Source organism: Botrimarina colliarenosi, assembly GCF_007859955.1.
Lineage (GTDB): Bacteria > Planctomycetota > Planctomycetia > Pirellulales > Lacipirellulaceae > Botrimarina > Botrimarina colliarenosi.
In genome coordinates this window covers 1-25792 of record NZ_SJPR01000007.1, presented here as the reverse complement: position 1 = coordinate 25792, position 25792 = coordinate 1, and the positions used below count along the sequence as shown (strand labels likewise).

Sequence of the window (25792 nt, the reverse complement as noted above, 5' to 3'; positions counted from 1 at the left end):
CGCGGCGCGGAGTGTAGGGACGCCTCCCCAGCGAGGGAAGCCGAAACTCTCGCCCCTCGCCACCGCCGTATCCCGCGGCCTACATCCCCAGGGGCCAATCCGTGAGCAGCTCGACTCCCGATTCCGTCACGACATAGTTCTGTTCCAACCGCAAGCCGTGGCGGAGGTCGTCGTGGTAGAGGCCCGGCTCGGCGGTGAAGTAGTCGCCGACCTCGAAGGTGTCGTCCCAGTTGGGGTTTAGGTGGGGCGCCTCGTGCGGCGCGAGGCCGACGCCGTGGCCCAGGTGGTGGTTGAACACGCCAGGCCCGGCGTCTGCTAGCATCTTTACCGACTCGTTGAAAACGTCCTGGCACTTCACGCCGGGGCGGACCTTTGCCTCGATCATCGGGAAGACCGCCGCGAGCCGCTCGTGCGCCTTCCGTTGCAGATCGGTCGGCTCGCCGACCGCGATCGTGCGGGCGTTGTCGGTGAAGTAGCCGCGGTAGCCGACGCCGAGGTCAAGGATCCACATTTCGCCCGCCTCGGCCGCTCGGTCCCGCGGGGCGCCGCCGCGTGCGTTCGCGCGAAAGTCCTGCCCGAAGTAGGTCAACGGCTCGCCGAGCGTCCTTACGGCGACCGTCTGCAGTTCGTTGTAGAGGTCGAGTTCGTTAAGGCCCGGCTCGATGATTTCGCGGGCGCGGGCGTACATCGCCTCGTTCGCCTGATTGGCGCGGGCCATCAGGGCGAGCTCGTCGGCGGCCTTCTTGCGACGCAGCCGGAAGAGGACCGGATCAAAGTCGATCCAGTCTCCCGCCAGGGCGGAGAAGAGCGATTGCGGCGCCAGCGAAAACTCGCACGCGGCGCGGTTCGGCGCCGAGCTGAACGTATCCAGAAGCGTCAGGATGGCGTCGTGGCGCTGTTCGCTAGCGTCCCGCATTGTTGAAAGCCGCTTCTCTTCGTAGGCGCATACCTTGTCCGCTAGGGCGGGCGTCTCGACCTTCCGGCTCGGCATCACCAGCGTGACACGCCCCTCGTCGTCGATCGACGCCGCCGGCTGGAAGAGCGGCCCGACATACGCGCCCGTCAGCCACTGAATCGATTCGGGACGCAGCAGCACGGCCATCCCGCATTTGAGCCGCTTCAGTTCGGCGACGAGGCGATCTTGGCGGGCTTTCAGTGCGACGGAATCAATCACAGCGTTTCCTTCGTTGAGGACTCTCGTTGGATCGGTGGGGCCGGCTGACGCAAGCCTCCGCCGCCATTGTCGCAGCGAGACGCTGCGGATGGAGAGGGGGTCGGCTCGCCCCGTTCGGCGGGGCGGTCGCGTCGTTAGAATCTCAATACGAGACGCAACCCTAGCCCTTTCGTCTCAGGTAGAGACTTCCGATCCGGTTCTCTTCGGCATTCCACCGCTCGTGGCTTGATGCAAAGTCGGTACCTGTCCCCCAATACGGCGGTGATAGCGGCGGATTATCCGGCCTGGGGAAGTCTTGGCACGTGATCTGCAAGACAAGTGCGTGCGAGTCCCTAATCCCCCTTGCGACGGCGGAGCCGTCATCGCAGAGCACCGGAGAGCCAAGCCATGCTAGTACTGAGCCGCAAAGCCGGAGAGCAGATCCAGATCGGCAACGACATCACCATCGAGGTGCGTCGTGTTTCTGGAAACCGAGTCGCCCTCGCCGTACAGGCGCCGCGCGACGTGCGGATTCTGCGGAGCGAGTTGAAGGAGTCCGCCCTCGGGTTCGATGGCGACGAGGAGGAGACGACGATGACGATCAAACTCAGCGATCTGTGCCCTCAGACCGCGGTTTCGGCCTGATTCGCGGCGGTTGCACTCGCCTTGACCGCTTAACGCGATCCTCGTAGCGTCCGCAGTCCGGCGTCGTGTCGTCTCCCGAGTCCGCTGCAGTGCGGGCCCGCGTACGTCGGGTCTCCCGCCCGCTGTATGCCGTCCCGGTGACCTGCCGCACGCGACCAACGCCGGCGACCCTAGCGCTCTTCGTCGTCGCGATTGCGCTCGCCGGCGGCTGTGCGAGCCACGAGAAGTGGATCGAACGGCGCCCGCCGGACCAGCCCTTCGCGTCGAGACTGTTTTGGTCGACGGCAGCGCAACCCGAACTGTCGGCCGCCACGCTGGCGGTCGCGCAGCCACGGGGGCTCGATCCAGCGGACTCCGCGCAGCGTGAGCAGCTGCTAGCACTTCTCGAGCAGGAAGCGCACAGCCGGCTTTCTCCCGACCTCGAGTTCGCCCTCAGCGAGCTCGCTGCCGCCCAGGCCCAGGAGCACGCCGAGACCGACCCCGACGCGGCCGTCGGCTTCTATGCCGAATCGCTCGTCCACGGCTACCGGGCCCTCGCCGCCGACGAGCGCCAGCGGATCCCCGGCACGACCCGGCGCTACAACGAATCGCTCGAAGCCCTCCTGCGGATCCTCCGCGAACGCGACCAGGTCCGGCCCGGCGCCTTGGTGCCGTTGCCCCTGACGCACAGCGCCTGCTCGATCGCGATCGAGCTCCACAGCAAGCGATGGACCGAGGCCGACTTCCAAGGCTTCGAGTTCGCCGGCGACTTCCAGGTCCTCGCCCTGCGGAACCATTACCACACCAGCGGCGTGGGGACCCCGCTGATCGGCGTCCGCTTCCACCCGGACCGTGACCACCCGCAAGACAAGTACTACCCGCGGAAGCTCTGCTACCCCCTCACCGCGGTCGCCCGCGCCGAGAGCTACCCGCCGTCGCTTGCGGCGCCGGAGGGGGGCGTGCGGCTCGTCCTCGAGCTGCACGACACCACCGACCACGAGACGTTCGATCTCGCCGGCCAACGCCGGCCGCTCGAGACCGACCTCACGACGCCGCTGGCGTACTACCTCGACCAGCCCGACCTCCACGAGAAAGACGTCTCGACCATCGGCCTCTTGCAGCCCGACAGCGTCAAGCCGCTGGAGGGGCTCTACCTGCTCGAGCCCTACGACCCCGACCGTATCCCCGTGGTGATGGTGCACGGCCTCTGGTCAAGTCCCGCCACCTGGATGGAGATGTTCAACGACTTGCGGAGCGACCCCCGCGTCCGCAGCCGCTACCAGTTCTGGTTCTATCTCTACCCGACCGGCAACCCGTTCTGGGTCAGCGCCGCCAAGATGCGGACCGACCTGGCGCAGCTCCGCACCACCTTCGACCCCGGCGGCCGGGCTTTCGCGCTCGACCAGACCATCCTTGTCGGCCACAGCATGGGGGGGCTCATCTCGCGTCTCCAGTCGGTCGATAGCGACCACGAATTCTGGCGGCTCGTCAGCGACCGGCAGTTCGAAGAACTCGACGCCGACCCCGAGGTGCGCGACTACTTATCGAACCTTTTCTACTTCCAGCCCAGCGCGTCGGTGCAGCGGGTCGTCACGATCGGCACGCCCCACCGCGGCAGCCGCTTCGCCAACGGCTTCACGCAATGGGTCGGCGCCAAGCTGATCGCCTTCCCGATGCAAGAGATGGCGAAGCGGCAGGAGCTGTTCCGCCGCAACCCGGGCTTCTTCCACCCGCGGATGGCGGCCCGCGTCATGACGAGCATCGACTCGCTGTCGCCCGAGTCGCCGATGCTCCACGCCCTGCTCGCCGCCAAGCCAGGCCCGTGGGTCCGCTACCACAACGTGGTCGGCGACCAGCCGCGCAGCGGGCTCACCGGTTGGTTCAGCTCACGGGGCGACGGCGTCGTGTCGCTCGACAGCGCGCGGCTCGACGACCTGCCGCAACTCGCCTCGCAGATCATCGTCCCCGAGGACCATGTCACGCTGCACCGCCACCCGCAGAGCATCGCCGAGGTGCGGCGGGTGCTGATGGAGCACCTGGCGTCGCTCGGGCCGAACCGCTACGCCGACCTCAACGCCGAGATCCGCAACCTACCGCCGGTGATCGACCAGCGACCGGTGCGGCTGGTGAGCGGCGTGATGGACTAGCGCGGCGGGGCCAACGGGGGTCCGCGCCGGGTGGCCAAATCGGTCCTTTTTTGGAACGCGGCCCCGAACGGGGCGCAAGGTCGCTCCAACAATTCGGTTTCGCGCACGTGGCCAAATCGGGGGTTGAGACCCGTCTCGCCGTTGGAAGAGTCCGCCGGGGCGCCGGGTGATCTGAGGCGCCTTTGGCGTTTCAAGCCGATGCGGATATCGGGGAGGATGAATCAGCCCGAGGAGTGTCGGGCCGGTGCGGCTTCGAAAAACTTCCGAGATCGCCGAGACCGACTAAGCGAGGTCGGCGCCTGGTCGGGCAACGCGATCAGATTGACCGCATACGCTTACGCCCGAGGTCTCGCCGGCGAGGGGCCACCTCGGCGAGTTCGCCGTCGGACGGAGTCCTCTTTCTTCAACGGACGGAGCGAAGCGATGTCAGCAGCCGCAAGCGAGCCGAAGCAGATCGCCTAAACAGGTCAAGAACTGGGCGAAGTATAACGAGTTGCTGATCAGCCGGGGCGATATCACGCTCTGGTTCTCGGACGAGGTGATCGACGCCTGGGAGCACGAGAACGCCGAGAAGCGAGCGGGCCACCCGTTCGTCTACAGCGACTTGGCGATCGAGACCCTGCTGACGATCCGTGAGTTGTTCCGGCTGTCCTACCGCCAGACCGAAGGCTTCGGCCAGGCTTTGGCGAGGCTGATGAATGCCGACATGCCGATCCCCGACTACATCAGCCTGCAGAAGCGGGCGGTGGGGCTGGGCGTCTCGATCGATGTGGTCGTCGACTCAACGGGCCTGAAGGTCTTCGGCGGCGGCGAGTGGAAGGTTAAGAAGCACGGCGCCGGCAAGTGACGAACGTGGCGGAAGCTGCTCTTGGCATTTGATCCTTCGACCCACCTGATCCTGGCCGAGTCGCTCACCGAGAGCGGCGCCACGGACGCCTCGCAGGTCGAGCCGCTGGTCGAGCAAATCGACGCGGAGGTCGAGACGTTCTACGGCGACGGGGCGTACGACGGCTGGGCCGTGCGGGACTACCTGAACAGCGAGTCGATCCACCAGATCATCCCGCCGCGGAAGAACGCCAGGATCAAGCAGCATGGCAACAGCTCGGCCGACCCGCTGGAGCGGGACGAGAGCGTGCGGCAGATCCGACGCGACGGAAAGCAGGCGTGGAAGGAGTCGATCGGCTACCTCCGCCGCAGCCTCGGCGAGACCGCGATGAGCCGGCTGAAAGCCAACTGCGGCGACCGCCTCAAGAACCGCACCCTCCCCAACCAAGCGACCGAGGCCGCTCTACGCTGCAAACTCCTCAATCACTTCGTGCCCCTCGGCATGCCTCTGTTCGCGTGGGGTTAGGCGACAAGGCTCGGCCGCGAGTATAGCCACAGAGGGTGCCTCGAAAGCTAGCGCAGACTGAGCTGACCCAGACTCCCGGCACGATGAATTGTGCTGCAAGCAATTAATACGGATAACCCGACCTTTCGCTGAACCTGCAGAAGACGCGTTCTCCAGGCGTACCGTCTCGGCGGCGGTCGGAATAATGCGTAGTCGATAATCGGGTTTCAGTTCCGGTACGGCCTCCAAGTATGAAGCCGGTTCAGGGACCGCTCAAATCGACCAGCAATGGCCCCACGGCAAGCCGTGAATGAATCACGACTCCCTAATTGCCGTGCGAACAGAGACGGGCGAGTTGCATTAAAACGCCGCGAAAGCGATTTGGAGCGGCCCGTCATCGGCCTCGCGGATGGTCTCGGCGTCATCATGCTCTACTTCGACAGAAAGGTCGGTCGAATCTCTCGGCGATGAGCCGTCTTGCGTCACGAGCAACATCGCCTGGTCGATTCTGTCGGCGATGAGCGTCGCGCGGGCTGGAGGCCGGCCCCGCAGTGTGACAGTGTTCAGACCAGACTTGCTGGTCACGAATGCAAACGGTGGGAACTCGTTCACCTCGACCGACACCACTGCATACGAAACAGCGCCGGCATCGTCGGTTGCGACCACGACAAATTGATTGGCACCAACTTCTAGCCCGTTGGGCGTTCCGTTCAGGACACCCCGGGAGTCGATGCTCGCCCAGCCGGGTCCATGGGCGATCGAGTAGGTGATCGTAGCGCCTTCGGCGTCAGTCGCTACGCTAGCAAGCGGGAAGGAGTAGGTCGCCCCAACCATAACCGAGCCGCCATCGACGTCACGGTCGGCGACCACCGGCGCCTGATTGCCGCTCATCAAAGCAAGGATCTGCGACTGCGTAAGGACATAATCGGTGAACAGCACCTCATCGAGTTGACCGTTAAAGCTCGGGTCGTGTGCGTACTGTGAGTCGCCCAGGTAGTTCTTGTTGACGCCGAGGACACTGGGCCGCAATGTGGCCGCGTTGTTGGTGTCGACCAGCGCGCCATCGACGTACATCCGCGCCTGACTGCCGCCGAGTGTCACGGCAACATGCGTCCATTCGCCGACGGTCAGCGGCGTTGTCTCGACGATCTGCTGGCTTCCGTGGTTCTTGATGCCGAATCGCATCGTCGAACCGTTGGAGGGGGTCAAGAACAAGAAAGAGTCGGTGTCTTTGCCAAAGTCGAAGATCCGCTGCCAGTTACCGCCGCCGTTCCACTTGACCCAGCCTGCGAAGCTGAAAGAGTCGCCCGATGCGACCCCCGTAGGCAGCTGGATGCGATCGTCGACGCCGTCGAATTCGAGCGCCTGGCCGGAGACGCCGGCGACAAACCGCGGCACGCCAAACGCGTGGCCGTTTAGGCCGTAGCCGGAGGAGTCGAGAGTGTCGCCGTCGAAGTTGAGTTGCGCAATGGCTCCCCCGGCGGCCGAGGCCGGCGCGGCGATCTCTTGTGTGTAGCCAATGGGCGACTCATTTGCTTCGTACACGACACCCGTCGGCGTTAGGCTGCCATCCGAGTAGGTCAGCTCACGCACCGCTTCAACGCGGCTGTAGATTGAGTATCGCTCGATCCAGGGCGTGTCGTCCATCATCTGGATGAACGAGTCGATTACCGCGGCGTTGGCCGCGTTTGACGCCGGGTCGTTGCCGGTCCAGTTGGCTCCGTTATTGAATTCGGTGACCCAGATCGGCAAGTGGTAGCGGTCGTAGATGTCCTTTAGCCAAGCCTTCAATGAGGTCGCCGAATGGTTGGCCTGGTAGTTGTGGATGGCGATATAGTCAATCCGAAGTCCCTGAGCCAACGCCTTGTCCATGAACTCGTAGAGCCATGCCTTGCCACCGTCGGTTACAGCGGGTGAGCCAATTCGGTGGCCGGTAGTCTGCATGGTCGCGTAATACGCAACAGCGTTGTCGACCGACCCATTGCCAAGCGAGGTATAGGCGTCTTCGACCGGGTTGTTCGGTTCGTTGAAGCCGAGCCAGTGGGTGACGTCCGTGTTGTTCGTCGGGTTGCCGGGCCAATAACGCTGCTGTTTGATCGGCACGTACTCATAGTCGAGCGTCGACTGTGCACTGTTGTTCCAATTGTAGAACCAAGCCGCGTCAAGCGTGACAGGTGAGATGTCTGAAGCGCCCTTCTTAGAAACCCAGCGCCACGGCAAGACGCGAACGAACCGGACTTCGTTGTCCATGCCGGTCGGGAGGATCGAGATCTCCAGGTCGTAGTCCTGGGCCACGAAGACTTGACTGAAGCCGCCGCCGTTGGCCTGGGTCGCTAGAGTGGCCATGTAGCCTCGCTTCAGCTTGAACGAGCTGAGGTCACCCGCCACAACTCCGAACTCACCGGGCGAGTCGTGGTAAGAGTACTGCTCGAAAGTCTTCGATTCGCCCGTGAAGTGCATGCCGGCGAAGGCTTCCAGGGGCTCGAAGCCAACCGAATGTGGAATGAGGACGGCGCCGAGACCGTGTTGGACGATTCGCAAGTTGATCCCTGGCAGCGCCGGGGCGCCATCGACGCGCAGCTGGCCAAGCAGTACCCCATCGACGTTGGAGGGCTTGACGTTGTGGAGGAAAAGCCAGGCGTCCGGCGAGTTGAGTCGCACCTCGCTGTTCACGATCACGCCGCGGGAGTGGCTAATGTGCAGCTCCGACTGGCCGGTCAGCTCGATGACCGTGCTCGACAGCGAGTCGACAGTCAGCGACTCGTTGATGAGTATTTGGTCGGCCGGGTCGGGTTCGCCAGCCCCGAGGTTGTCTCGCCATATCGAGTAGTCGGCCGCGTCGACAACGCCGTCCTGGTTGCCGTCGGCGTCGAGTTCCGTTGTGGAGCCGTAGCTGGCGGCCCAAACGACGTGGTCAGCAGTATCGACCACCCTGTTGCGGTCATAGTCGCCGGGCAGCAGTTCGACGACCGGCCCGGCCGCCGCGTTGGCCGCGGCCTCAGCCGGCGTCAAAGCGTGGTCGTAGATGCGAAATTCGTCGATCAATCCGGTGAAGCCCGGGTCGGCAGCGAAGAGGGAGCGGCCGAGGGAATTGGTGGCGTCATTTACCGAACCGAGCAAGCCGCTACGCCCTAGACTGGTCGCAGCCTGCTCGACACCGTCGAGGTAGAGTCGCAGATAACGGGTCGCGTTGTCGTACACGACGGCCGCGACATGTTGCTGGCCGTCGTCGGTCGAAGCAGTCGAAGCAACCGTCTCGGCCGAGCTCGCCTTCCGATAGACGGCGCGGGAGTCGTTTGATCCGGACTGGGGAGTGAAGAACAGGTAGCTCTCGTCGGAGTCGCCCGCTTCTTCGCCGAAGTCGAACACCCGGGCCCAGTTCGGCAAACCACCGGAGGTGTACCAGACCTCCAAGGTCGCGCTTCCCTCATCGGCGAGCAGGTCACTCGGGAGTTCCACGTACTGGACATCGGACGCTTGGCCACTGGTGACACCCGTGTTCTGCAACAGTACGGCGCCATCGACCACAATGGCGCCGTTTCGCAACACGCCGTGGCTGCCTCCTACCACGTCGGCCGCGTCGCCGTCGTTAAATGTGTAGTGGTGCGTCAAACTCAGCATAGTGCGTTGCTCAAGCGCTTCAACGCGTAGCGAACGCGCTGCAGTGTGGCCGATGGCTCGTCGTGGTGTCTTTGCCATTTGTTTGAGCGCTGTTGTGAGTCTTCGGTTAAAACAACCGTAGACCGAGACGGCAATTCGTGTTGAGCGATCAGTGCTGGTTGAAATGGAGTTAAAAAACTGTCAGTAAAGGACGGTCCCGCTGATTGACGCGTTGACGCGTAATTGCTCTCCACGGAAGTGACTACAAGCGATTCGCCGGCGAACACAGTCATCGGCGCCCCTTGTCCTCTGCCTATCGGCTAGTGGACGCGTGGATCGCAAAGTCGTGCACCTTGGATGCATTGGAGACCTCGACTCGTAGGCCCGCCGTATCAAACGAGCCGTAGACAATCGGCACTTTAACTGTGTGCGGTATGGTGTCGCCGAGCGTTTGGACAGGCGTCAGGGCCACGTCGTACGCACCGGCCGGGACCAATTCTTCGCTGCCGCGCCGCAATGTGTAGTGACCGCTCTCGTCGGTCAGGCCGTTGGCCTTGATTGAGGGCTGCTCTACGTGGCGGAACAGCACTCGAACTGCTGGCGCTGGAACGCCCCGGGGGTCGGCGACGGTGCCGGTGACACGGACCCCACCGTCTGAACAGCCGACACAGCAGATGGTTGATACTGCGACGCCCAACACCAGCAAGGGGGACGCAAACGTAGCAAGTGCCGTCTTGTGGAGCCGTATCATTCTTCGTGCGACCGGCTTTGTGCCGGAGTTAGTTAGTCAGGCGGTCGTGAACAGGTAAAAGGGGCGAGCGTCAGAACCCGCCATCGTCACCACCGCTGCGCTCGAGCTCGCCGAACAGATCGGAATTCGCTCGCGTCGCGAAGGCTTCGAGGATCGCCGTGTCGGTGTCGTTGGAGTAGGTCTGGGTGGAGCCGTCACACATTCCCATCAGGAAGACTCCCCCGGCGTGATCGCTGCCAAATGCGTAGTCTTCCCTCACCGAGGCTGGCGGGGTGAGGATGCCAATGGTCATCCCATAGTTCTGGTCGCCGTTGTAGGCATGGCAGCCGTCGTAGTCGGTCGGACCGGAGGTGTTGCACTCACCGGACAGCTGGCAGTCACTGATCTCGCCGCATAGGAACGTCTTGCTTGTGCCGTCGGTGATCTTGCGGAGGCTGGTTCTCGACTTCCAAGAGGTGATCGTTGAACCGCTTAACGTGGCCTCGGCGGTGAGCAACGCGCCGTTTAGGTTCTCTAGATTCTCTGTGGTGTAGACAAACCCTAAAGGCAACGACCCCGAGCAAGCCGCGTAGTCTGAAACCGATCCGGTGATTGCTGGCGCCGTCGGCACCCCATATCGCGGTTGCGGATCTACCTCGGTAACCGCGGCGTCGCGGAAACGCGACGGGCAAAGGTAGCCTTCAACCACGTGCGTACGAATCGCTTCTGGCATCCGATAGACACTCTGCTTGAAGACATCGTCCCAAATCAGGCTGTTCTCCTCCATAAAGGGCAAGATCAAGTAGAGCCAGGTTGGGTGGTGGTCGGACACACGTGAAGGTGGAAGTTGCTTTCTGGTAGACTCGTAGTTCTGGACCGCCAGCCCGATCTGCTTCAAGTTATTCGCGCACTGCGTTCTGCGAGCGGCCTCTCGAGCAGCTTGAACCGCAGGCAGCAGCAGCGCTACCAGAATCCCAATAATCGCGATTACGACCAAGAGCTCTACCAGCGTAAAACCGGTCAGAAGACGGGCCGCGCGTTGAGCTGTCATCTTCATCTTTTCAGCCCTCCGATCTATATAACAATTGGAAAAGCAGTCAGCATAACAATTGGAAAAGCAGTCAGCGGGTTGTAGGGCCACTGGCGTGGTGGGGTTGTTCACACGCCCCTCCGACGGGTCCCGACGCCGACGAGCAAAATCGCAGCCAAGCCGAGGGAAGTTGGCTCCGGCGTCGCGGCCGCCGCGCTCCCGCCGAGCAAGGTCGCGCCGAAGTTGTTCGCCCATAGGTCGTAGTGGGCCGAAGAAATAGGCGTGCCGAGTCCCCCATCGTTCGGCAGGGCGTCGCCGCTGCCGAAGCTGTCACGCCAGACCGTATAGTCGGCGGCGTTAACTGAGCCATCGCCGTTAAAATCGCCGGCGAGCCCTCCCTCGATGACCGACAGGACGCCGGTCGCTTGGTCGAACGCCCATGCGAGCCCGGATCCGAGCCCCGACGGCAGCGTCAGGTTTGCTGCATTGAAACCGGCCGATCCTGTGGCGAAGTCGATCAGGTCCCACGAGTCCCCCCCCGCCAGGTTCGCAGCGTCAGTAGCGCTGTCGAGCGAGACCACCAAAGCCGCGGCCGCATCGACCGACAACGAACCGGCGACGTTCAGCAAATCGTTGATCCCCGATCCCGCGATGTTGACCTCAAGCGTCGATCCCGCCGATAGGCTTAGATCACCGTTGATGGTGAAGGTCTCGCCGATCGCCGCGAACTCGCCCGTGCTGACCGAGAGTCCGTCGTACCAGGTGCGGTCGAACGAACCACCAACGGAGCTTGACTCATCAAGGAATACCTCGATCTCGCCCAGGCCGTCCGCTGTGAGTGTACCGAGGTTGGCGCCCCACATAGTGCGGTTGCCTTCAGCGACGAGCGTCTCGGTTTCGTACACGAACGACTTGCTCGGATCGACGCCATCGGTTGCACCTTCGAGGCCGTCCAGAGGAGAGGCGAACAGTGTCAAGTTCGACTCGGAGTCACCCGCCAGGATGCGCCAGGCTGTAACGGTGTCGTCCCAGAAGTTGGCGTGAACCGTGTAGTCCTCACCCGGGGTCAGGCCCGAGATGGTGGTCTTAAGTACTGGCACGCCGTTGGGATTTTCAGTGGCCGTCGCGCCCTGCAGCACCGTGGCGCCGTTGGCAAACGAGCGGGTCACCCAGTTGGTGTCGTCTGTTCCACCCGACCCCGGCGCAGGAACCGGATTGAACTCACCGCCGGCGGCGAGCTCAGTGTTGCCGCCCGGCCCGAAGGTCGCATCGACGTAGCGGCCGACCGGCAGTTCCGCCATCACGGCCTGGCCAACGCGGATGGTAGAACCGCTGGACGCGGTGACCTGGCCGAGCACCACCCCATCTGAGCCAGCCAAGGTCTGACCGCTTGCGATCGCAATGCCGCCTGGGGCCGTGACGTCCAGGGTTCCACCATTCACAGCAACCTCAATGGTTGAAGCGATCGATGCGGCCTCGCTAAGGACGAGCGTTCCGACGCCGGTCTTTGTGAGGGCACCGGCGCCGCCGATGTTACTCGCGATGGTCAGCGTCGACGCCGTGTCCTGTACCTCGAACTCGACCCCCGAGGCGCCGACCGTGATCGGGCCGGCCAGAGTGGGCGCCCCGGCGGAGCCGACAAGCAAACGGCCCCCGTCGATGTTCAGCGGCTCGTTGGTCGTGTACGTGTCCGAGAAGGATGCGAGCGTGCCACCGGTGACAATGGTCGTTCCCGTGGCCGAATCACCGAGGGCGGTGGGCGAGTTCATGTTGAGCTGCCCCCCGCTGATGGTCACGGCGCCGGTGAACGTGTTGTCGCCAGAGATCACGTGGTCCCCCGAGGTGACGTTCAAGGCCCCGGCTCCACTGATGACACCGTTGAGCGTTGTTCGCGAGGCGGGCGAGCCAGCCAGCTGCAGCGTCGCGGCGGCCTCAATGTTGACCGGGCCGATGAGCTCGTTGTTTCCGGCCAAGACCGCGCTGGCGTCGCCAGTCACACTAATTGCGCCGCCGCCACGGATACCGCTGGCGCCTGTGATCGTGAACGTCTTGCCGGTCCCACTGTCAAAGGTGACCGAGCCTGGGACCACGTCCGCCGTCGAGATATCCGCCACTGTGTTTACGCCCGCCGTGTCGTCAAATCGGACATGGTCGAGGTTGTAAAATGTCTGGCCGCCCGACCAGTTGGCGGCGCTGTTGATGTCCCACGCGGCGCCTCCAAAGCCGGTCCACGTGAGGTCGCCGGCGGCGCCAGTCACAACCAGCTGCAGCTGGTTGGCGGCCGTGTTCATATTGACCGAGAGGCTTTGCCGGGTGGTTCCCGTCAAGTCGCTGCCCGTGGCGTCCGACAGCGAGACAGCGAAGTTGCCGCTGTTCGCGCTGCCGTTGAGTGCCCCTCCCGCATCAATTAGGGCGTAGCTGCCAGAGCCGCCGCCGGAAAGCTCATTCTCGACCGCCGTGACGTTCACCACCCATTGGTTCGCCCCGGAATCGCCCAACTGGTTAATGGTCACGTTGCCAGTGACCGCAATCATGTCGTTGACGCCGCCGCCGACGGTCGTGTTGTCCGACCCGAGCTCGAAATTCAGCGACCCGGTATCAGGCACGATCGGCTGGGTCGGCGCCTCTAACGCGCCATTGTCGAAATAGGTCATAAGCAGGTTGCCGTCAACCGTGAGGGTACCCACGCCGTCACCGGGCGAGATGGTGTTGGCCTCGAAGACTCGCAACGTCTTCAGCACGCCGCCCCCGTTGGCGTCGATCGTGCCGCTGCCGCCCAGGCTGCTTGGCACGGGGTTAACGCTAAAAGCCGCATCAGAGAAGTCTTGCGTCCAAAGGCTGTACGTGCCGAAGTCGCTGATATCCAGCGTGGCGCCGGCCTGAACCGTGATGCTTGAAGAACGTAGCTCGCCGTTGTCGCTGCTGTCGGCCAGTACGGTTAGCCGACCCGTATTGGCGTCTCCCGACTCAATAACGGTGCTGCCGTACCAGTAGTCCGCATTCACATTCGTTTCCGTAGCAATGGTCAGCGTACCGTTTCCGCTCTTCACCACGTTGACGTTCGACGCGTCGCTGATTGCAAGGCTTGCATCAACTGGCGCAGCGCCATTCTCGTCGGTGGCTACGTCGGTCAATTTGCCGACAATTGAGAAGTTGCCGTCTCCAGAGAATACGAAGTTACGCGGGTTAACTTCTGGAGCGGAGATTGTGCCGCCCAGGGTGAGCGTGCCGGAAGTCGACTCGAAGTTGTAGTTGGCGCCGCCGAGATCGCCCCGGATCGGACCGTTCCAGGCGTTGTTGCCCGTGCTGCTAACATGCGCCGCATCGATTGCTCCACCTTCGCGAGCTCCTAGTGTCAAGACCTCGCCAGAAACCGTCGTACCGCCGACGATCGCCAGCGTGCCCGTCGATGCGCTGCCTTCAACGACGGTTCCTGACGCCGTGACATCGCCGCCGAAGCCGAGGGCCTCGCTGTTAGCAACCGTAAGCGTGCCGCCACGGACGATCGTTGGGCCATCGTAGGTGTTGACGCCTGACAGAGTCGCGGTCCCGCCCGCAAGACTCTCGTCCGCGACAACCGAACCGCTGCCGCCGATCGTGCCGACATAGGATCCGCTATAGCCATCGACGAAGGCGAGCTCCGCCTCAGCGGCGACAGTGACGTTGCCCGGAAGTGCGCCGGCACTGGCGAGTTGTAATTCGCCGGCCTCAATGCTCGTTCCACCGGAGTAGGTGTTCGCTCCCGAGAGCCGCAGGGCGCCGGCGCCGGTTTTCGTGAGCCCGCTGGAGCCCGTAATGACAGCGCTGATTTCGTGCGTTCCCGAAGCAGTTTCGACCTCCGGCGTCGAGCCCGACAGCGTGAGCGTGTTTGGGCCGGCGATGTTGTAGCTGCTCTGGTTACTGAACGTGATCTTGCTGACGCTGATCCCGGCCGTGTTCAGGTTGACGATCGCAGGTGCGTTGGCCGCCGACAAAGCCGACCCAAACAGCGCCGAGCCGCCCGCGATCGGAGCGCTGCCGGACGACCAGTTTGCACCAGTTGACCATTCGCCATTGCCATCAACCGCCCAGGAGACCAGCGAAACCGCCCCAGGGGGGGCGAAGGCGAACGCCAGCTCGTTTAAATCGAGCTGGACCCCTTCGCTCTGATTGATTGTCCAGCCCAGGTCGTAGGTGCCTTCTGGACCTGCGATGCCGGTCCCGCCGCCAAGGACTCCGCCGGCAGGCAGATTGATGGTGAAGGCGAAATCCGACCCGGCGATGACCGAGTTATCCACGTCGGGCGTCAACTCTACCGTGGTTCCACTCGCCACAGACGATGGGTTCCAGCCGATCGCGTCAACGACAAACGAATTATCACCAAACGTCGTGATCTGTGTGTTGAGTGCATCTCCGGTGGCGCCGATGGCCGAAGCGACCGGGGCGTTGAGATCGACACCCGTCAACTCCCAAACGTAGATCCCCGAGTTGCTGGCGTTGTTGGCCGTGGTGCTGATGGTCAGGTCACCAACGCTCGGCGCCAGGTAGTAAAAGAGCGATGTGCGGTTGCCGACCAAGGATCCGTCGTGCGAGTCTCCCCCGAATTCGAGCGACGGGTATGCCGAACCGCCGCCGTCGCGGTAGGTTGCGACCACTAGCACGCTGTCGGGCTGCTGGACTGTGTAATCATAAGAGAACACGCCGGACGCGATCTGAGTCCCCGCGCTGTTCACGACGTTGATTGCGTAGGCCCCGCTCGTCACGAGGCACGTGCTAGCGAAGGCAAGAAGGATTTTTTTCATCGGATGAGCACCTGGGGCGACGCTATTGAGAAGTGCGATCGAAGAGAAGGGGGTGTTTTATGCGAGGAGTATTGAGCATCTAATGATGGCTTGGGAGTTCGACCGCTCAGAACGCCCTCGCCCTCGCGGGACATTCTTCTCCAACCGAAAGGGTTGCATTGTGACGACTGACATGCAGGGACGGCTCCACGACAGATGCCCTCGAGGGCGAGGCGCCGGCGACGCACCCTCCGAGGACACAGACCAGCCAGATCGACCCCGGTTCGGGCGTCGGCGTCGAGGACTTCGCGACACCGGCCAGTGACGCGCCGTAGTTCTCTCGCCAAGTCTGGTAGTCGTCGGCTGTCACGGCGCCTGGCGAAACCGAAGGATCTTCGTTCGGCAGCGTCACCGACAGACCAAGGTTGTCACGCCACACAACGTAATCCGCCGCGTTGACCACGCCGTCGGCGTTGAAGTCACCGAGTAGCGTTTCGGTGACCAGTGCGTAGCCAAGCCCGTCGTACCAGACGCTGCCGTCGCCGCTTGAGTCGCCGTCGTCGATAAAGGCATCGATAACCCCCGTCTCGTCAACGGCCTCTCGTCCCAGGTAGGCCTGATACAGCACACGGTTCGCTTCTTCAGTGACTAGTATCGGGGCGAACAATTCGCCGTCTGCGTGCTGACTACCACGGGTGCGGAATACCGAGAGATTTCCCTGTTCAAGCCCGGCACGCAACCGCCAATCGGTTCCGCCGTCGACCCAGAAGTATGCGAATATGTCGTAGACGCCAGCATCGACACCGTCGACCGTGGTCTTGAGCGTTGGCGCATCCTCGCTGCCGACCTCGTCAGCCGTGAATACGGTTGCCCCGTTTCCGGCGTCGGTCCGCAGCCGCCACGCGTTGTCGGCGGCTCCCGGGCCATTGCCGACCGAGAGGCTGAGCGGCGACCCATCGGCAAGCGTCGTGTTGTCGGTGGTCGCGTCGGCGTATTGGCGTAGCCCCAACGACTCGCCGTCGGACAGGATGACCCCCACCACCGCTGCATTCGTATTGGCGTGGCTGAACTTTGATCCCCTCCACCAGATGACAGCGGTGTTACTGTCGTCCCACTGCGGGGCGATAGGCCTCAGGTTGTCGAACGACGAGTTTTCCGTGATCGCCGTCCAAGTCCACGTGGCGCCTTTATCGGCCGTCACCCCTTTGTAGATCTCGTGGTGCTCGGTAGCGCTGTCGTCGATCGGGTTGATCTCGGTCGAGATGTAGATCGTGTTCGGGTCACGCGGGTCTAGCGCCCCGAGGCCCGTGTAATCTTGTTCGACGCTGAACAGCCGCGCCCCAGCCCGCGCGATCTCGTGTGTCGACCATTGCTGAGTCGCGGGGTCGAACCGCCCGTACCACACGCGGTGGTCCCCGGTATCGACATTCGGGTTCTCGTCGTACGGCGCCGGGCGGGTCTTGAAGAGCGCGCCGATCGACCCGTCGGGGTAGCGGAGCACGTCGGTGTTCCACGCCCGCGAGTGGTTCACTCCGTCCGCGACAAACACAGAAGTGAAGTCGTCGGTCGAGGGGACCAACGCCGGGTTGAACGAGTCGGCCGCGTCGTGGATGTCGTTGTCGACTACCTCTCCCTGCGAGTCGTAGACCTTTCCGTCCTGGATGTATCCGTGGTAGATGCTCGTATTGAAGTCACGCGGGTGGTACTCCGTCGCGACGAAGTCAATGCGATCGACGCCGTTGGACCAGTACTTGTAGTACCCGTTCACGTAGTTGCCGCCGGCCGGGCTCGCCGCGGGAGCCTCGGTGAACTGACCGCCATACTCCCAGCTCGCTCCGTTGTTGTCGGAGTACATGAAGTGCGGGCTCTGCTGGGTCCGCGCGATGTTGTAGATGCGGCCGGCGCCATCGCCATCGGGATCAACCGACGAGAGCTGGAACAGGTTTGAGTAGGTGGTGCCTCCCGAACCCGGCGCGTCGTTGGGGATCTCAGGCCACCAGTGCCAGATTGTCTCGGCTCCCCAGGTCTCGGTGTCGTTGTCGAACGTGCGGTAGTAGCTGGCGTCGTCGAGGCCAGTGACCCCGTTGCGTCGGTTGTGCGCGGCGTAGAACGTGAGAATGTCGCCGTCCTGCTTCTTAAGGTAAGCCGGCACATTGTGGTCGTCGCCGCCACCGTCTGACTCGATGTCGTTGTGCGTGACGATTCGCCGCGAGCGGTCGGCCAGGCTGAAGTGCGAGGTTTGCACCTTGCCGTCCTCCGCCTCGCCGCCAAGGCCGCCGTAGCTGGCGATCGATCCGACCAGGATTTCGCCTCGATCAACATCGACTATGGCGCGCTCGTCCTGATACCAGCTCCAAGCGCCGTTCGGGTTGAACTGCACCAACGTGCCGTTCACGACATTCGGAGCCGGCGGCGGAACGTAGTCGCCGATCTCTGCGGCGACGGCGTCGTAGCTGATGTTGCGAGCCGTACCCGAGCCGTTTCGGAATGCCGATAGTGATACACGCACGTGGGCGGCGCCGCCGGGGACAAGCCCAGAGAGCGTCCGCGTGCCCCACTCGCCCGGTGCAGTCGTTCGGTCCAGGGTCGTGAACAATGCAGGCGAACCCATCGGCTGCATAGCGGCGTCGAGGTACGTCAGAGAGACCTCGCCGTAGTCCGAGGCGTCGGCGTCGTTGTAGGCGAGCGCCAGGTTGATTGCTTGGTCCCCGGCGGCCAGAATTGGGGCATAAGGAGACAGATCGACGTCCTGGAACACGCTCATCGTCTGACCGGCAGGGAATGGGGTGGAGCCAGCCGGGGTTGCCTGCCATGTCGCCGTAGCGAATCGGTCGCCGTCGAAAGCGCCGGCTGGGTCGATCTCACTCAACCCAGCCCCATCAGTTGCGTACAGCAACTCGTAGCCCGGCGTGACCTGCCAACCGGAAGGCAGAGTGCCGATAACGCCCTGCTCGAAGCTCGGGTTCGTTAGGACGATCGGTTGAGCCGAGATGCAGCACGAGCACAAGCCGAGCGAAGCAAGAGCCGCGGATAGAAACCAGCGAAGTCGTTTTAGAAAATCGGTTCGACGCACAGTTGATCCAGGTGGGGTAACAGAGTAGTCGTAGTCGTGGCGCCCAAATCGCTTAGCGACCGATAGGCGGCGCCTCAGAGGCAGTGAGGCGCCGCCATGTCGAACAAGCGTCGCTGCCCGCTCGGGTTCGGTCACAGCCGGCGCTTAGACGCGCCGGCGAACGGCAGCGGCTAGCGAAACGATTGCCAGGCTTATCAATGACGTCGCCGCTGGCTCCGGCACGATGGAGCCGCGGAAGTCGTCGAAATGCGTGTTGCCAGCCGAGCCAGCAGACCGTTGGATCACAAGCTCGAGGCTCATCGAGCGAGTACCGACCGGAATTGCGCCGGACAGCTCACGCAGCGCCCAAGGAGCATCGGCCACGCCGTCCGCAGCGGTCGGCTCGAGGACGTTGGAAGTCAGCACGGCCCCAAGTGGTGACGTTCCCGCAACATCGGAGAAGAACGAGATATTCACTGTGGAGTCGTCGTTTTGGTCGCTGTCCGAGAATTGAAAGGACAGATCCACTGACGCTGATCCGGCGTCAATCAGTGCGGCCTCCGTCGAGATATCGATCAGTTGCTCAATCGTCTGGGGGTTGCTACTCGAGCTCGCGCCGTTGACCAGGCGGTTGCCAGAGAGCCAGTTGCTCCCTTCAAAAGCTGCAGACGGATCATTCGACGAGTCGGCTTGGTTGCCATCGGCAACGAACCAATCTGTGCCCCCCGAAGTGATCGTCCAGCCGGTGGCTCCGGTCGCCGGTGCGACATCCACTTCAAATCCCGGATTAACGATGCTGAGACTGCCCGCCATCGCCGCAGAGCACACAGCGATAGAAAGGGCCGCAACCGTGGGGGCTCGGAGGTTGGAAGTACTACGTAGCCAAGTCATTAGATGCATCCTTCAGGTTGAGAAGAGGAACAGGACTCACGCTTGAAGATCGTGGCGACGGTCGTCGCCAAAACAGTAGAAGAGGGATCAGCGTTGGGTGTGCATTAGATGGGGCTCAAGGTCGGCGCGCGAATGGCATCAAATCGATCCTGGTGGAGGGGGCTTTTGCGTACCGATGTCGTGGTGCTCTTTCACTTCCTCCGCGGTCAACGCTCGCTCGTAGAGGGCGAGCTCGTCCATCTGCCCGATGTACAGACGCTCGGCCGGTGCGCCGGGAGGGTAGAGCCGTCCGCAAACGAGTTGCAAGCTCGCCGCCACGTGCTTGTCTTGGCCGGCGTCGTTGGACGCTACCTGCACGCCATCTCGGTAGAGCTCAAGGCGATCGCCTCGCTTGACGTAGACCAAGTGCTGCCACCGGCGGATGTCGTACCCATTCGAGACACTCGATCCGAACTCGTTGTCCGGGAGATCCGACGGCTCGTCGCGGAGCAGGTAGCGGAGCGAGGTGAGTGGAGTTGGTGAACGCCAGTGTGCCTCAGAGCCGCCCAGTTCGAGTGCTAGCGCATGACGCGGAAAGTGCCCGGACAACCGCTCGGTAGTAAGAGCGACGACCGTGCCGTTGTGGTAGTGGCTCGGCTTGACCCAGACCTCTGCGGTTAGATCCCTTAGCGGCGCCTTCGGCCAGCGGTCTTCGCTCTTTAAGTAGCCAGCTTGTCGTGTCATGCCGAACTCAAGAGCCGTGTTGGCGCCGTAGCTTACGGTTTTGACGTCGCCCCCGATGGTCAGCTCTATCCCGTCGGCGATCTCGTTTTGAAGCCGAGCGCCTTTCGTGCGGCCGAACCGCCAGTAGTTGGACGGCAACGACTCCATGACCGCTCGACGGTAACTCGCGCCGAGTTCCAGTCGGTCGTTCGTCATGGAAAGTTCTTCGGCAAACTTGTTTGACGCCGGGGCAATCCGCTCGATGCGGACCGCATTTCTGCCCCGCAAATAGCACCGGATCGCGTCGCCCTCAGTGATCTGACCTTCAATCAAGAATGGGTCAGCCGCGACCGTCGACAAGCCAGGCGTCCAACCGACGGAGCCATCCAGCATGTGGAGCTCGTAATTGTCGTGCGATCGGACTAGGCCAAGGCTCGAGTTGTCGTCGAACTTAAGGTGTCCCGCGGGAGTGTCGAGGTGCAGCGATCGACCGAAGACCCTGGCGTCGACCACCATCTTGCCCGACTGGAGATCGGGGATTCCGCCCGCGTGGGTTCTCGCGGTGCAAGGACCGATTAGCCGCACAGTGGCTTGCACATCGCGGTTTCGGATCTCGATCTCAGCGATTCCCTGTTTCAACGAGAGGCGTTCCCCTGTGGGGAGCAGATCCCCCCGCTCCGGGGCATGGTTGCTGGAGGGCTCCCAGATGCAGCCCGTCACACGTGTAAGCCTCGCTACCGGATCGGTTGGATTGCTCGGGGCGGCTGGCCCTGCCTCTCGGCTTGCGAGCCAGAGCGTCACATTCAGCAGAAGCGAGCAGGCGAGTGCGACGTAGCCGATCGCCGCGGCGATCGAGGGCGGCGGGACGATTGAAGCGCCGATACCCCGCTCGCGCCGAAACGTCGGCGCCGCTGCGCCGGCATGCTTGTGGTGGGTGTTGCTAACCGGGAGGGTGGCTGCCTCCTGGCGCAGGAGTGACTCCTCGCTCAGCCACGCCGCCGCTGAGCGGCGTAAGACCTCATCTCCCAGCAAGGCCGCGTTGAGCTCTTCCCTGTCGATTGCCTCATCTGTGAGTGAGCCGTCGATAGCGGCTGAAAGCAGCTCTTCGAGACGTTCTGGAGACATAATGCAGATTCCTCAGGCAAGGCCTGAGGTCCGGGCGACCAATTAAGACGCGGATGGTGATGACTGGGCAAGCTTCGTCGCGACGCACTCGTGCAGCAGGGCGCGGACCCGACGCACCAAAGCTTTGACCGATCCAACCGACTTGCCGAGGTGCGACGCGATCTGGCCCATCGAGAGATCTTCCGCGTATCGCATGCGGATAAGCAGCTGCTTCTCTTCTGGCAGGGAGGCGAGACACGACCGCAGAGCGATCTGGCGTTTGGCGAGCGTCCCAACCGCTTCCTCCGACGCATCGACCATCAGCTCGACAAGCTCCGACGAGAAGCTCAGCCTCTCTCGTTGCCGGTCGCGGACGAATGCTAGCACCTCAAACTTCGCGACCCCAATCGCCCAGGCCTCAAACTCGACCGACTCCTGAAACTCTCTGGCCTTTCTAAGCAGCACAACGTTCGTCTTCTGCAGGATATCACCCGCATCGCTGTAATTGCCGACACATGCCAGAACGTACGCACGTAGTCTGTCCTGACTCGCCGTCAAGAAGCCGACAAACTTGTCAGATGGCAGCTGTGAACTGGACAAGCGGGACTCGCGAACAAAGAGGAGGTAGCGACGACGGCCCTAAGAACGAACCCTCGTCGCTAGGGGCGGGTCGCTGCAGTGAACCGCAACGGGCCTACCCCGCAGGCGGAAATCTTGCGGGATCCGGCGTCCTATTTAGTAACTCCGAAAGGGGTACGCGCAACCAAGCTTGCCGACTCGGACCCGAGTAATTATCGATAACGGGTAGAAAGCGGGAGGCGGTCGAAGTCTGCCGTTCGGGCCTTACTTGAGCAACGCTTCCCCCCCATAATCCCATAATGCCCGAATGCTCTAGCCAATTGATCGTCCTGCGATGGGGGCCAAGTCGGGCGTCTGGAGCCGCAATGGCGCCGACGACCAGTGGAAGCAACTGTAGCGGGGCGATAAGACGACCTGCACAGGTCATCCCATCGCGGAACAACGCCGAGATCAGGCGCCGTAACAGCTCTGGCGAGGAATCGCGGGAGCGGGGTGAGTGCCTGAGACAGTTCCGCCGCTAAGGTCAGAATGGGTGGGAGAGATAGAGCAGCCGACACAACCGCGGCCCGGCCGCTACCGCCAAGTCTCACGTTAAGGCTAGCTTGAACGCCTAGCACAAGTACCTCAACCGATTCGTTGCTTCGCCGAAATCGCCCCACGCTGGAGAATGCTCAGCGCCTTCGTAGCGCTAGGCAAGCCGCCCGCCATCAGGGGATTGGTAGCAGGTCCGACCGGCAATCCTACCCGCCGCTCTACTGGTTGGCACAACGCACTCGCTGACTACCGGCCAAAAACAAGGCAATTTTACTTCTGGAGCAACGACGGGCTTGCTCTAGAATTAGCCCCCGTTGATCCACAGCGTCACCGCGGTCGATCCTCGCCCGACTCTTCTATCTGAATATCTAGCGCCTAAAACTCCGGCAACCGCCGTTGGGTCAACTTCGACCGCCAAATACGTCGGCACGCCAGTCTAGAACGATGCGCGCCAACAGGGAACGCCGTAGTGAGACACCCACTCTCAGCCTTCATCATAGCGCCAGCTTGTCTAACAAGCGTCGCGTTTGTCTCCCTGAATGCGCAGGGCGAGCCCGGCGCTACTACGACAGTCGATACCCAGCGGCCTCGAGTTCTGGTCACAAGCGATGGTGAGATCGACGACGAGTGCTCGATGGTGCGCTTCCTCCTCTATGCGAACGAATGGGACATCGAAGGCATCGTTACGTCAAGCTCTCAGTATCACTGGCACGGGCACAATTGGGCCGGCGATGACTGGGTACAGCCGTACCTTTCCGCCTACACGGAAGTATATCCAAATCTGGTCAAGCACGACTCGCGGTACCCCACGCCAGAGCATCTCCAGGCGGTGACGTTCCTTGGCAACGTGGAAACGGAGGGCGAGATGGAAGCGATCACGCACGGGTCGCAGCACATCGTCAAGGTCCTCCTGGATGAGTCCGACAACCGCCCCGTCTGGGTCCAGGCCTGGGGCGGCACAAACACCATCGCCCGTGCGCTGAAAACGATCGAAGAGTCGCATCCCGAAAGAATGCAGGACGTGGCGAACAAGCTTCGCCTCTTTCTCATCTGGGAGCAGGACGCGACTTATCAAGATTACATCCGGCCTCACTGGGGCAAGTACGAGATACCGACCATCATCTCTGACCAGTTCCTCGCCCTTGCGTACTACTGGGACACGATCCTCCCGCCCGAGCAGCGAGCCTTATTCGTCGGGAAGTGGATGAACCAGCATGTTCTTAAGGACCACGGTCCGCTCTGCGCACTCTACAAGGCGAAAGAAAACGGCGACTTCCGCTCCGAGGGGGACTCGCCCGCCTTCTTGCACACGATCCCCAATGGGCTCCGAAGCCTCGAATCTCCAGGCTGGGGCGGTTGGGGAGGCCGCTACACGAAGGTCCGCGACAACACATGGCTCGACCCGGTTGCCGACCCAGCGTACGAGTACCCCGAGGGACGGTGGTACACCGAATCGGCCTGGGGCCGTAGGCGGATTAAGGAAGAACTTCCTGACGATCAAGAGCTAGTGGCGTACCTCAAGCCAGTTTGGCGTTGGTCCGAGGCCTTCCAAAACGACTTCGCGTCGCGGGCGGACTGGTGCGTCAAGCCCTACGACGAGGCGAACCATCCACCCGTCGTTGCGCTGGCACACGCCAACGATTTGAAGGCTCGGCCAGGGGCGACTGTTAACCTGAGCGCGCAGGAAACGAACGACCCAGACGGCGATGACTTGAAGTATCACTGGTGGCAATACCGGGAAGCGGGGTCCTATGACGGACTTGTTGAAATCCAGGACGCCGATCAGCCAAACGTTTCGCTGATTCTGCCGAACGATTTTGGCAAAAGCGAGACGATCCACGTCATCTGCGAAGTGACGGATTCCGGTACGCCGCAACTAACGAGATACCAGCGAGCCGTCGTCAAGTCCGAATGATACGATCGAATCCCAGGATCATGACCCGCTTAGCACTCGGTTTTGCCGGGCTGATTCTTAGCCTATTGGCTCCGCGGCTTTACGCTACGGAACAGCCGCACCGCTTGATCGTCCTGACGGATATTGAGGCCGACCCAGACGATACTCAGTCGCTGGTTCGCTTGCTGTTGTACGCCAATTCCATCGACATCGAAGCGATCATCGCGACGACGTCGGTCCACCAGAAGGACCGCGTGGCTCCCGAGTCGATCCGAAGGGTCATCAATGCTTACGCCAAAGTCCAAGCCAACCTTCTAGAACACGAACCAGGTTTCCCAGCGGCTCAGGTCTTGCTCGATCGCGTCACGCAAGGCGTTCCTGAGTACGGCATGAGAGGGGTCGGGGAGGGTTGGAACTCGTCCGGTTCCGATCGGATCATCGAGATCCTGGAACGCGACGACGAACGACCGTTATGGGTCTCCGTTTGGGGCGGTCCCAATACGCTGGCGCAAGCGCTCTTTAAGATCCGGAATACGAAGAGTGCTGAAGAATCCTCGCGTCTGATCGGCAAGCTGCGCGTCTCTACGATTTCCGATCAAGACGACAGCGCAATCTGGATTCGCAAAGAGTTTCCCGATCTGTTCTATATCGTCAGCCCCGGCCGCTACGAGAGGTCCACGTGGGGGGCTATTAATAGCGTCATCAAGGGGATCGACAACGCGACGATCAGCAACGCGTGGTTGGCAAGCCAGATCCAGCAAAGGCACGGCCCGCTCGGGGCGGAGTACCCCGACGTCGCTTGGGGGCTCGAAGGCGATACGCCGGCCTTCCTGAATCTCATCCCCAATGGATTGAATGTCCCTGACCGACCCGACTGGGGTGGTTGGGGCGGCCGCTACGAACTCTACAAGCCCGATCCCGCCGACATCGAAGTTGGCGGCACTGTCCAGGGCGGAGTCCCCATCGAGGTTGAGCCGCGGCCGATCTGGACGAACGCGGTGGATACTTACTCACCACGGGTCGTTAGCGAGTATGGACGAGCGACGCGTCCCGGCGAGCGATCGTTTTCAGACAACCGAGTTACCCTCTGGCGTTGGCGCGATGATTTTCAAAACGACTTTGCCGCACGCATGGATTGGTGCCTTTCCGCCTATGGAGAGGCAAACCACCCACCGATACCCGCGATTGCTCATCCACAACCATTGACGGTCAAGTCCGGCGAAGGCTTTCGCCTCGATGCGGGGGGCACGAGTGATCCCGATGGCGACAACCTAAGCTACGCGTGGATACAGTATCCGGAGGCCGGTTCAGCGCCGCTCAACATCGATATCGGCATCGGTCCGGAGAACGTCTACCAGGTATTCCGCGTGGCGCCGAAAGTCACGAAGCGTGAGACCTTGCACTTCATCCTCCGAGTTACCGATAAGGGCAACCCGCCGCTGTCGCGCTACAAGAGAGTAATTGTCACCGTCGATCCAATTTGAACGGCGGCGTCAAGTCGCAATCATCAGGAGATTCCGCTTACTTCCAAAGGTCCTGGCCTGCTCCCCAAAAGCGGATCCAGGTGTTATGAGAGTCTCAACCGCCCCGGAGGGGCCTCAAGGAGACTCGCGATGTCAGAGAAGCGAAGGAAGCGTCACAGCGCGGAAGAAGTGGTGCGTA

15 protein-coding genes are annotated in these 25792 nt (G+C 62.4%); 6 read left to right on the top strand and 9 right to left on the bottom strand.

Going from position 1 to position 25792, the window contains the following annotated elements; translation table 11 throughout:
• Positions 1–79: 79 nt before the first annotated feature.
• Entirely contained in the window at positions 80–1174 is a 1095-nt protein-coding gene (locus tag Pla108_RS18305) for a M24 family metallopeptidase (protein WP_146446428.1), read from the bottom strand.
• A 387-nt stretch (positions 1175–1561) separates the two neighbouring features.
• Between Pla108_RS18305 and Pla108_RS18300 the strand changes: the two genes are divergently transcribed.
• From Pla108_RS18300 to Pla108_RS18285, 4 genes are all read left to right on the top strand, one after another.
• Positions 1562–1798 (top strand): carbon storage regulator, encoded by a 237-nt coding sequence (locus Pla108_RS18300; RefSeq protein ID WP_146446427.1) that lies wholly within the window; start codon positions 1562–1564, stop codon positions 1796–1798.
• Between the two features lie 137 nt (positions 1799–1935).
• Complete coding sequence (locus Pla108_RS18295) at positions 1936–3924, top strand: esterase/lipase family protein (protein ID WP_146446426.1); 1989 nt, start codon at positions 1936–1938, stop codon at positions 3922–3924.
• 493 nt (positions 3925–4417) lie between these two features.
• Complete coding sequence (locus Pla108_RS18290) at positions 4418–4771, top strand: transposase (protein WP_146446425.1); 354 nt, start codon at positions 4418–4420, stop codon at positions 4769–4771.
• 15 nt (positions 4772–4786) lie between these two features.
• The gene (locus Pla108_RS18285; protein WP_146446424.1) at positions 4787–5275 is read left to right on the top strand and encodes a transposase; all 489 of its coding nucleotides are present in this window, start codon (positions 4787–4789) and stop codon (positions 5273–5275) included.
• A 339-nt stretch (positions 5276–5614) separates the two neighbouring features.
• Here Pla108_RS18285 and Pla108_RS18280 read toward each other — a convergent pair whose 3' ends face one another.
• From Pla108_RS18280 to Pla108_RS18245, 8 genes are all read right to left on the bottom strand, one after another.
• A complete protein-coding gene (locus Pla108_RS18280; RefSeq protein ID WP_197526688.1) occupies positions 5615–8875 on the bottom strand; it encodes a LamG-like jellyroll fold domain-containing protein in 3261 nt (1086 codons plus the stop codon).
• A gap of 292 nt (positions 8876–9167) precedes the next feature.
• Positions 9168–9605 carry a carboxypeptidase-like regulatory domain-containing protein gene (locus Pla108_RS21060; RefSeq protein WP_197526687.1) on the bottom strand — a complete coding sequence of 146 codons (438 nt, stop codon included), beginning with the start codon at positions 9603–9605 and terminating at the stop codon, positions 9168–9170.
• 70 nt (positions 9606–9675) lie between these two features.
• Positions 9676–10641 (bottom strand): DUF1559 domain-containing protein, encoded by a 966-nt coding sequence (locus Pla108_RS18270; protein ID WP_197526686.1) that lies wholly within the window; start codon positions 10639–10641, stop codon positions 9676–9678.
• A gap of 101 nt (positions 10642–10742) precedes the next feature.
• Positions 10743–15395 carry a beta strand repeat-containing protein gene (locus Pla108_RS18265; RefSeq protein ID WP_146446420.1) on the bottom strand — a complete coding sequence of 1551 codons (4653 nt, stop codon included), beginning with the start codon at positions 15393–15395 and terminating at the stop codon, positions 10743–10745.
• A 106-nt stretch (positions 15396–15501) separates the two neighbouring features.
• On the bottom strand, positions 15502–18138 hold the full coding sequence (locus Pla108_RS18260) for a sialidase family protein (RefSeq protein WP_146446419.1): 2637 nt from the start codon (positions 18136–18138) through the stop codon (positions 15502–15504).
• Between the two features lie 453 nt (positions 18139–18591).
• Positions 18592–19317, bottom strand: coding sequence for a hypothetical protein (locus Pla108_RS18255; protein WP_197526685.1), 726 nt, complete (start codon positions 19315–19317; stop codon positions 18592–18594).
• Between the two features lie 138 nt (positions 19318–19455).
• Positions 19456–21144, bottom strand: a complete 1689-nt coding sequence (locus Pla108_RS18250) for a LamG domain-containing protein (RefSeq protein ID WP_146446417.1) — start codon at positions 21142–21144, stop codon at positions 19456–19458.
• Positions 21145–21186: 42 nt separating this feature from the next.
• Complete coding sequence (locus Pla108_RS18245; RefSeq protein WP_146446416.1) at positions 21187–21723, bottom strand: sigma-70 family RNA polymerase sigma factor; 537 nt, start codon at positions 21721–21723, stop codon at positions 21187–21189.
• 982 nt (positions 21724–22705) lie between these two features.
• Here Pla108_RS18245 and Pla108_RS18240 point away from each other — a divergent pair.
• The gene (locus Pla108_RS18240) at positions 22706–24151 is read left to right on the top strand and encodes a DUF1593 domain-containing protein (protein ID WP_261342530.1); all 1446 of its coding nucleotides are present in this window, start codon (positions 22706–22708) and stop codon (positions 24149–24151) included.
• Between the two features lie 20 nt (positions 24152–24171).
• Complete coding sequence (locus Pla108_RS18235; RefSeq protein WP_146446414.1) at positions 24172–25614, top strand: DUF1593 domain-containing protein; 1443 nt, start codon at positions 24172–24174, stop codon at positions 25612–25614.
• Positions 25615–25792 lie beyond the last annotated feature (178 nt).

What these genes read in the sequence shown, in the direction of transcription:
- Pla108_RS18300 (WP_146446427.1), top strand. Translation starts at nt 1,562, where the DNA reads ATGCTAGTACTGAGCCGCAAAGCCGGAGAGCAGATCCAGATCGGCAAC.
- Pla108_RS18280 (WP_197526688.1), bottom strand. Translation starts at nt 8,875, where the DNA reads ATGCTGAGTTTGACGCACCACTACACATTTAACGACGGCGACGCGGCC.
- Pla108_RS21060 (WP_197526687.1), bottom strand. Translation starts at nt 9,605, where the DNA reads ATGATACGGCTCCACAAGACGGCACTTGCTACGTTTGCGTCCCCCTTG.
- Pla108_RS18270 (WP_197526686.1), bottom strand. Translation starts at nt 10,641, where the DNA reads ATGAAGATGACAGCTCAACGCGCGGCCCGTCTTCTGACCGGTTTTACG.
- Pla108_RS18265 (WP_146446420.1), bottom strand. Translation starts at nt 15,395, where the DNA reads ATGAAAAAAATCCTTCTTGCCTTCGCTAGCACGTGCCTCGTGACGAGC.
- Pla108_RS18260 (WP_146446419.1), bottom strand. Translation starts at nt 18,138, where the DNA reads ATGAGCGTGTTCCAGGACGTCGATCTGTCTCCTTATGCCCCAATTCTG.
- Pla108_RS18255 (WP_197526685.1), bottom strand. Translation starts at nt 19,317, where the DNA reads ATGACTTGGCTACGTAGTACTTCCAACCTCCGAGCCCCCACGGTTGCG.
- Pla108_RS18250 (WP_146446417.1), bottom strand. Translation starts at nt 21,144, where the DNA reads ATGTCTCCAGAACGTCTCGAAGAGCTGCTTTCAGCCGCTATCGACGGC.
- Pla108_RS18235 (WP_146446414.1), top strand. Translation starts at nt 24,172, where the DNA reads ATGACCCGCTTAGCACTCGGTTTTGCCGGGCTGATTCTTAGCCTATTG.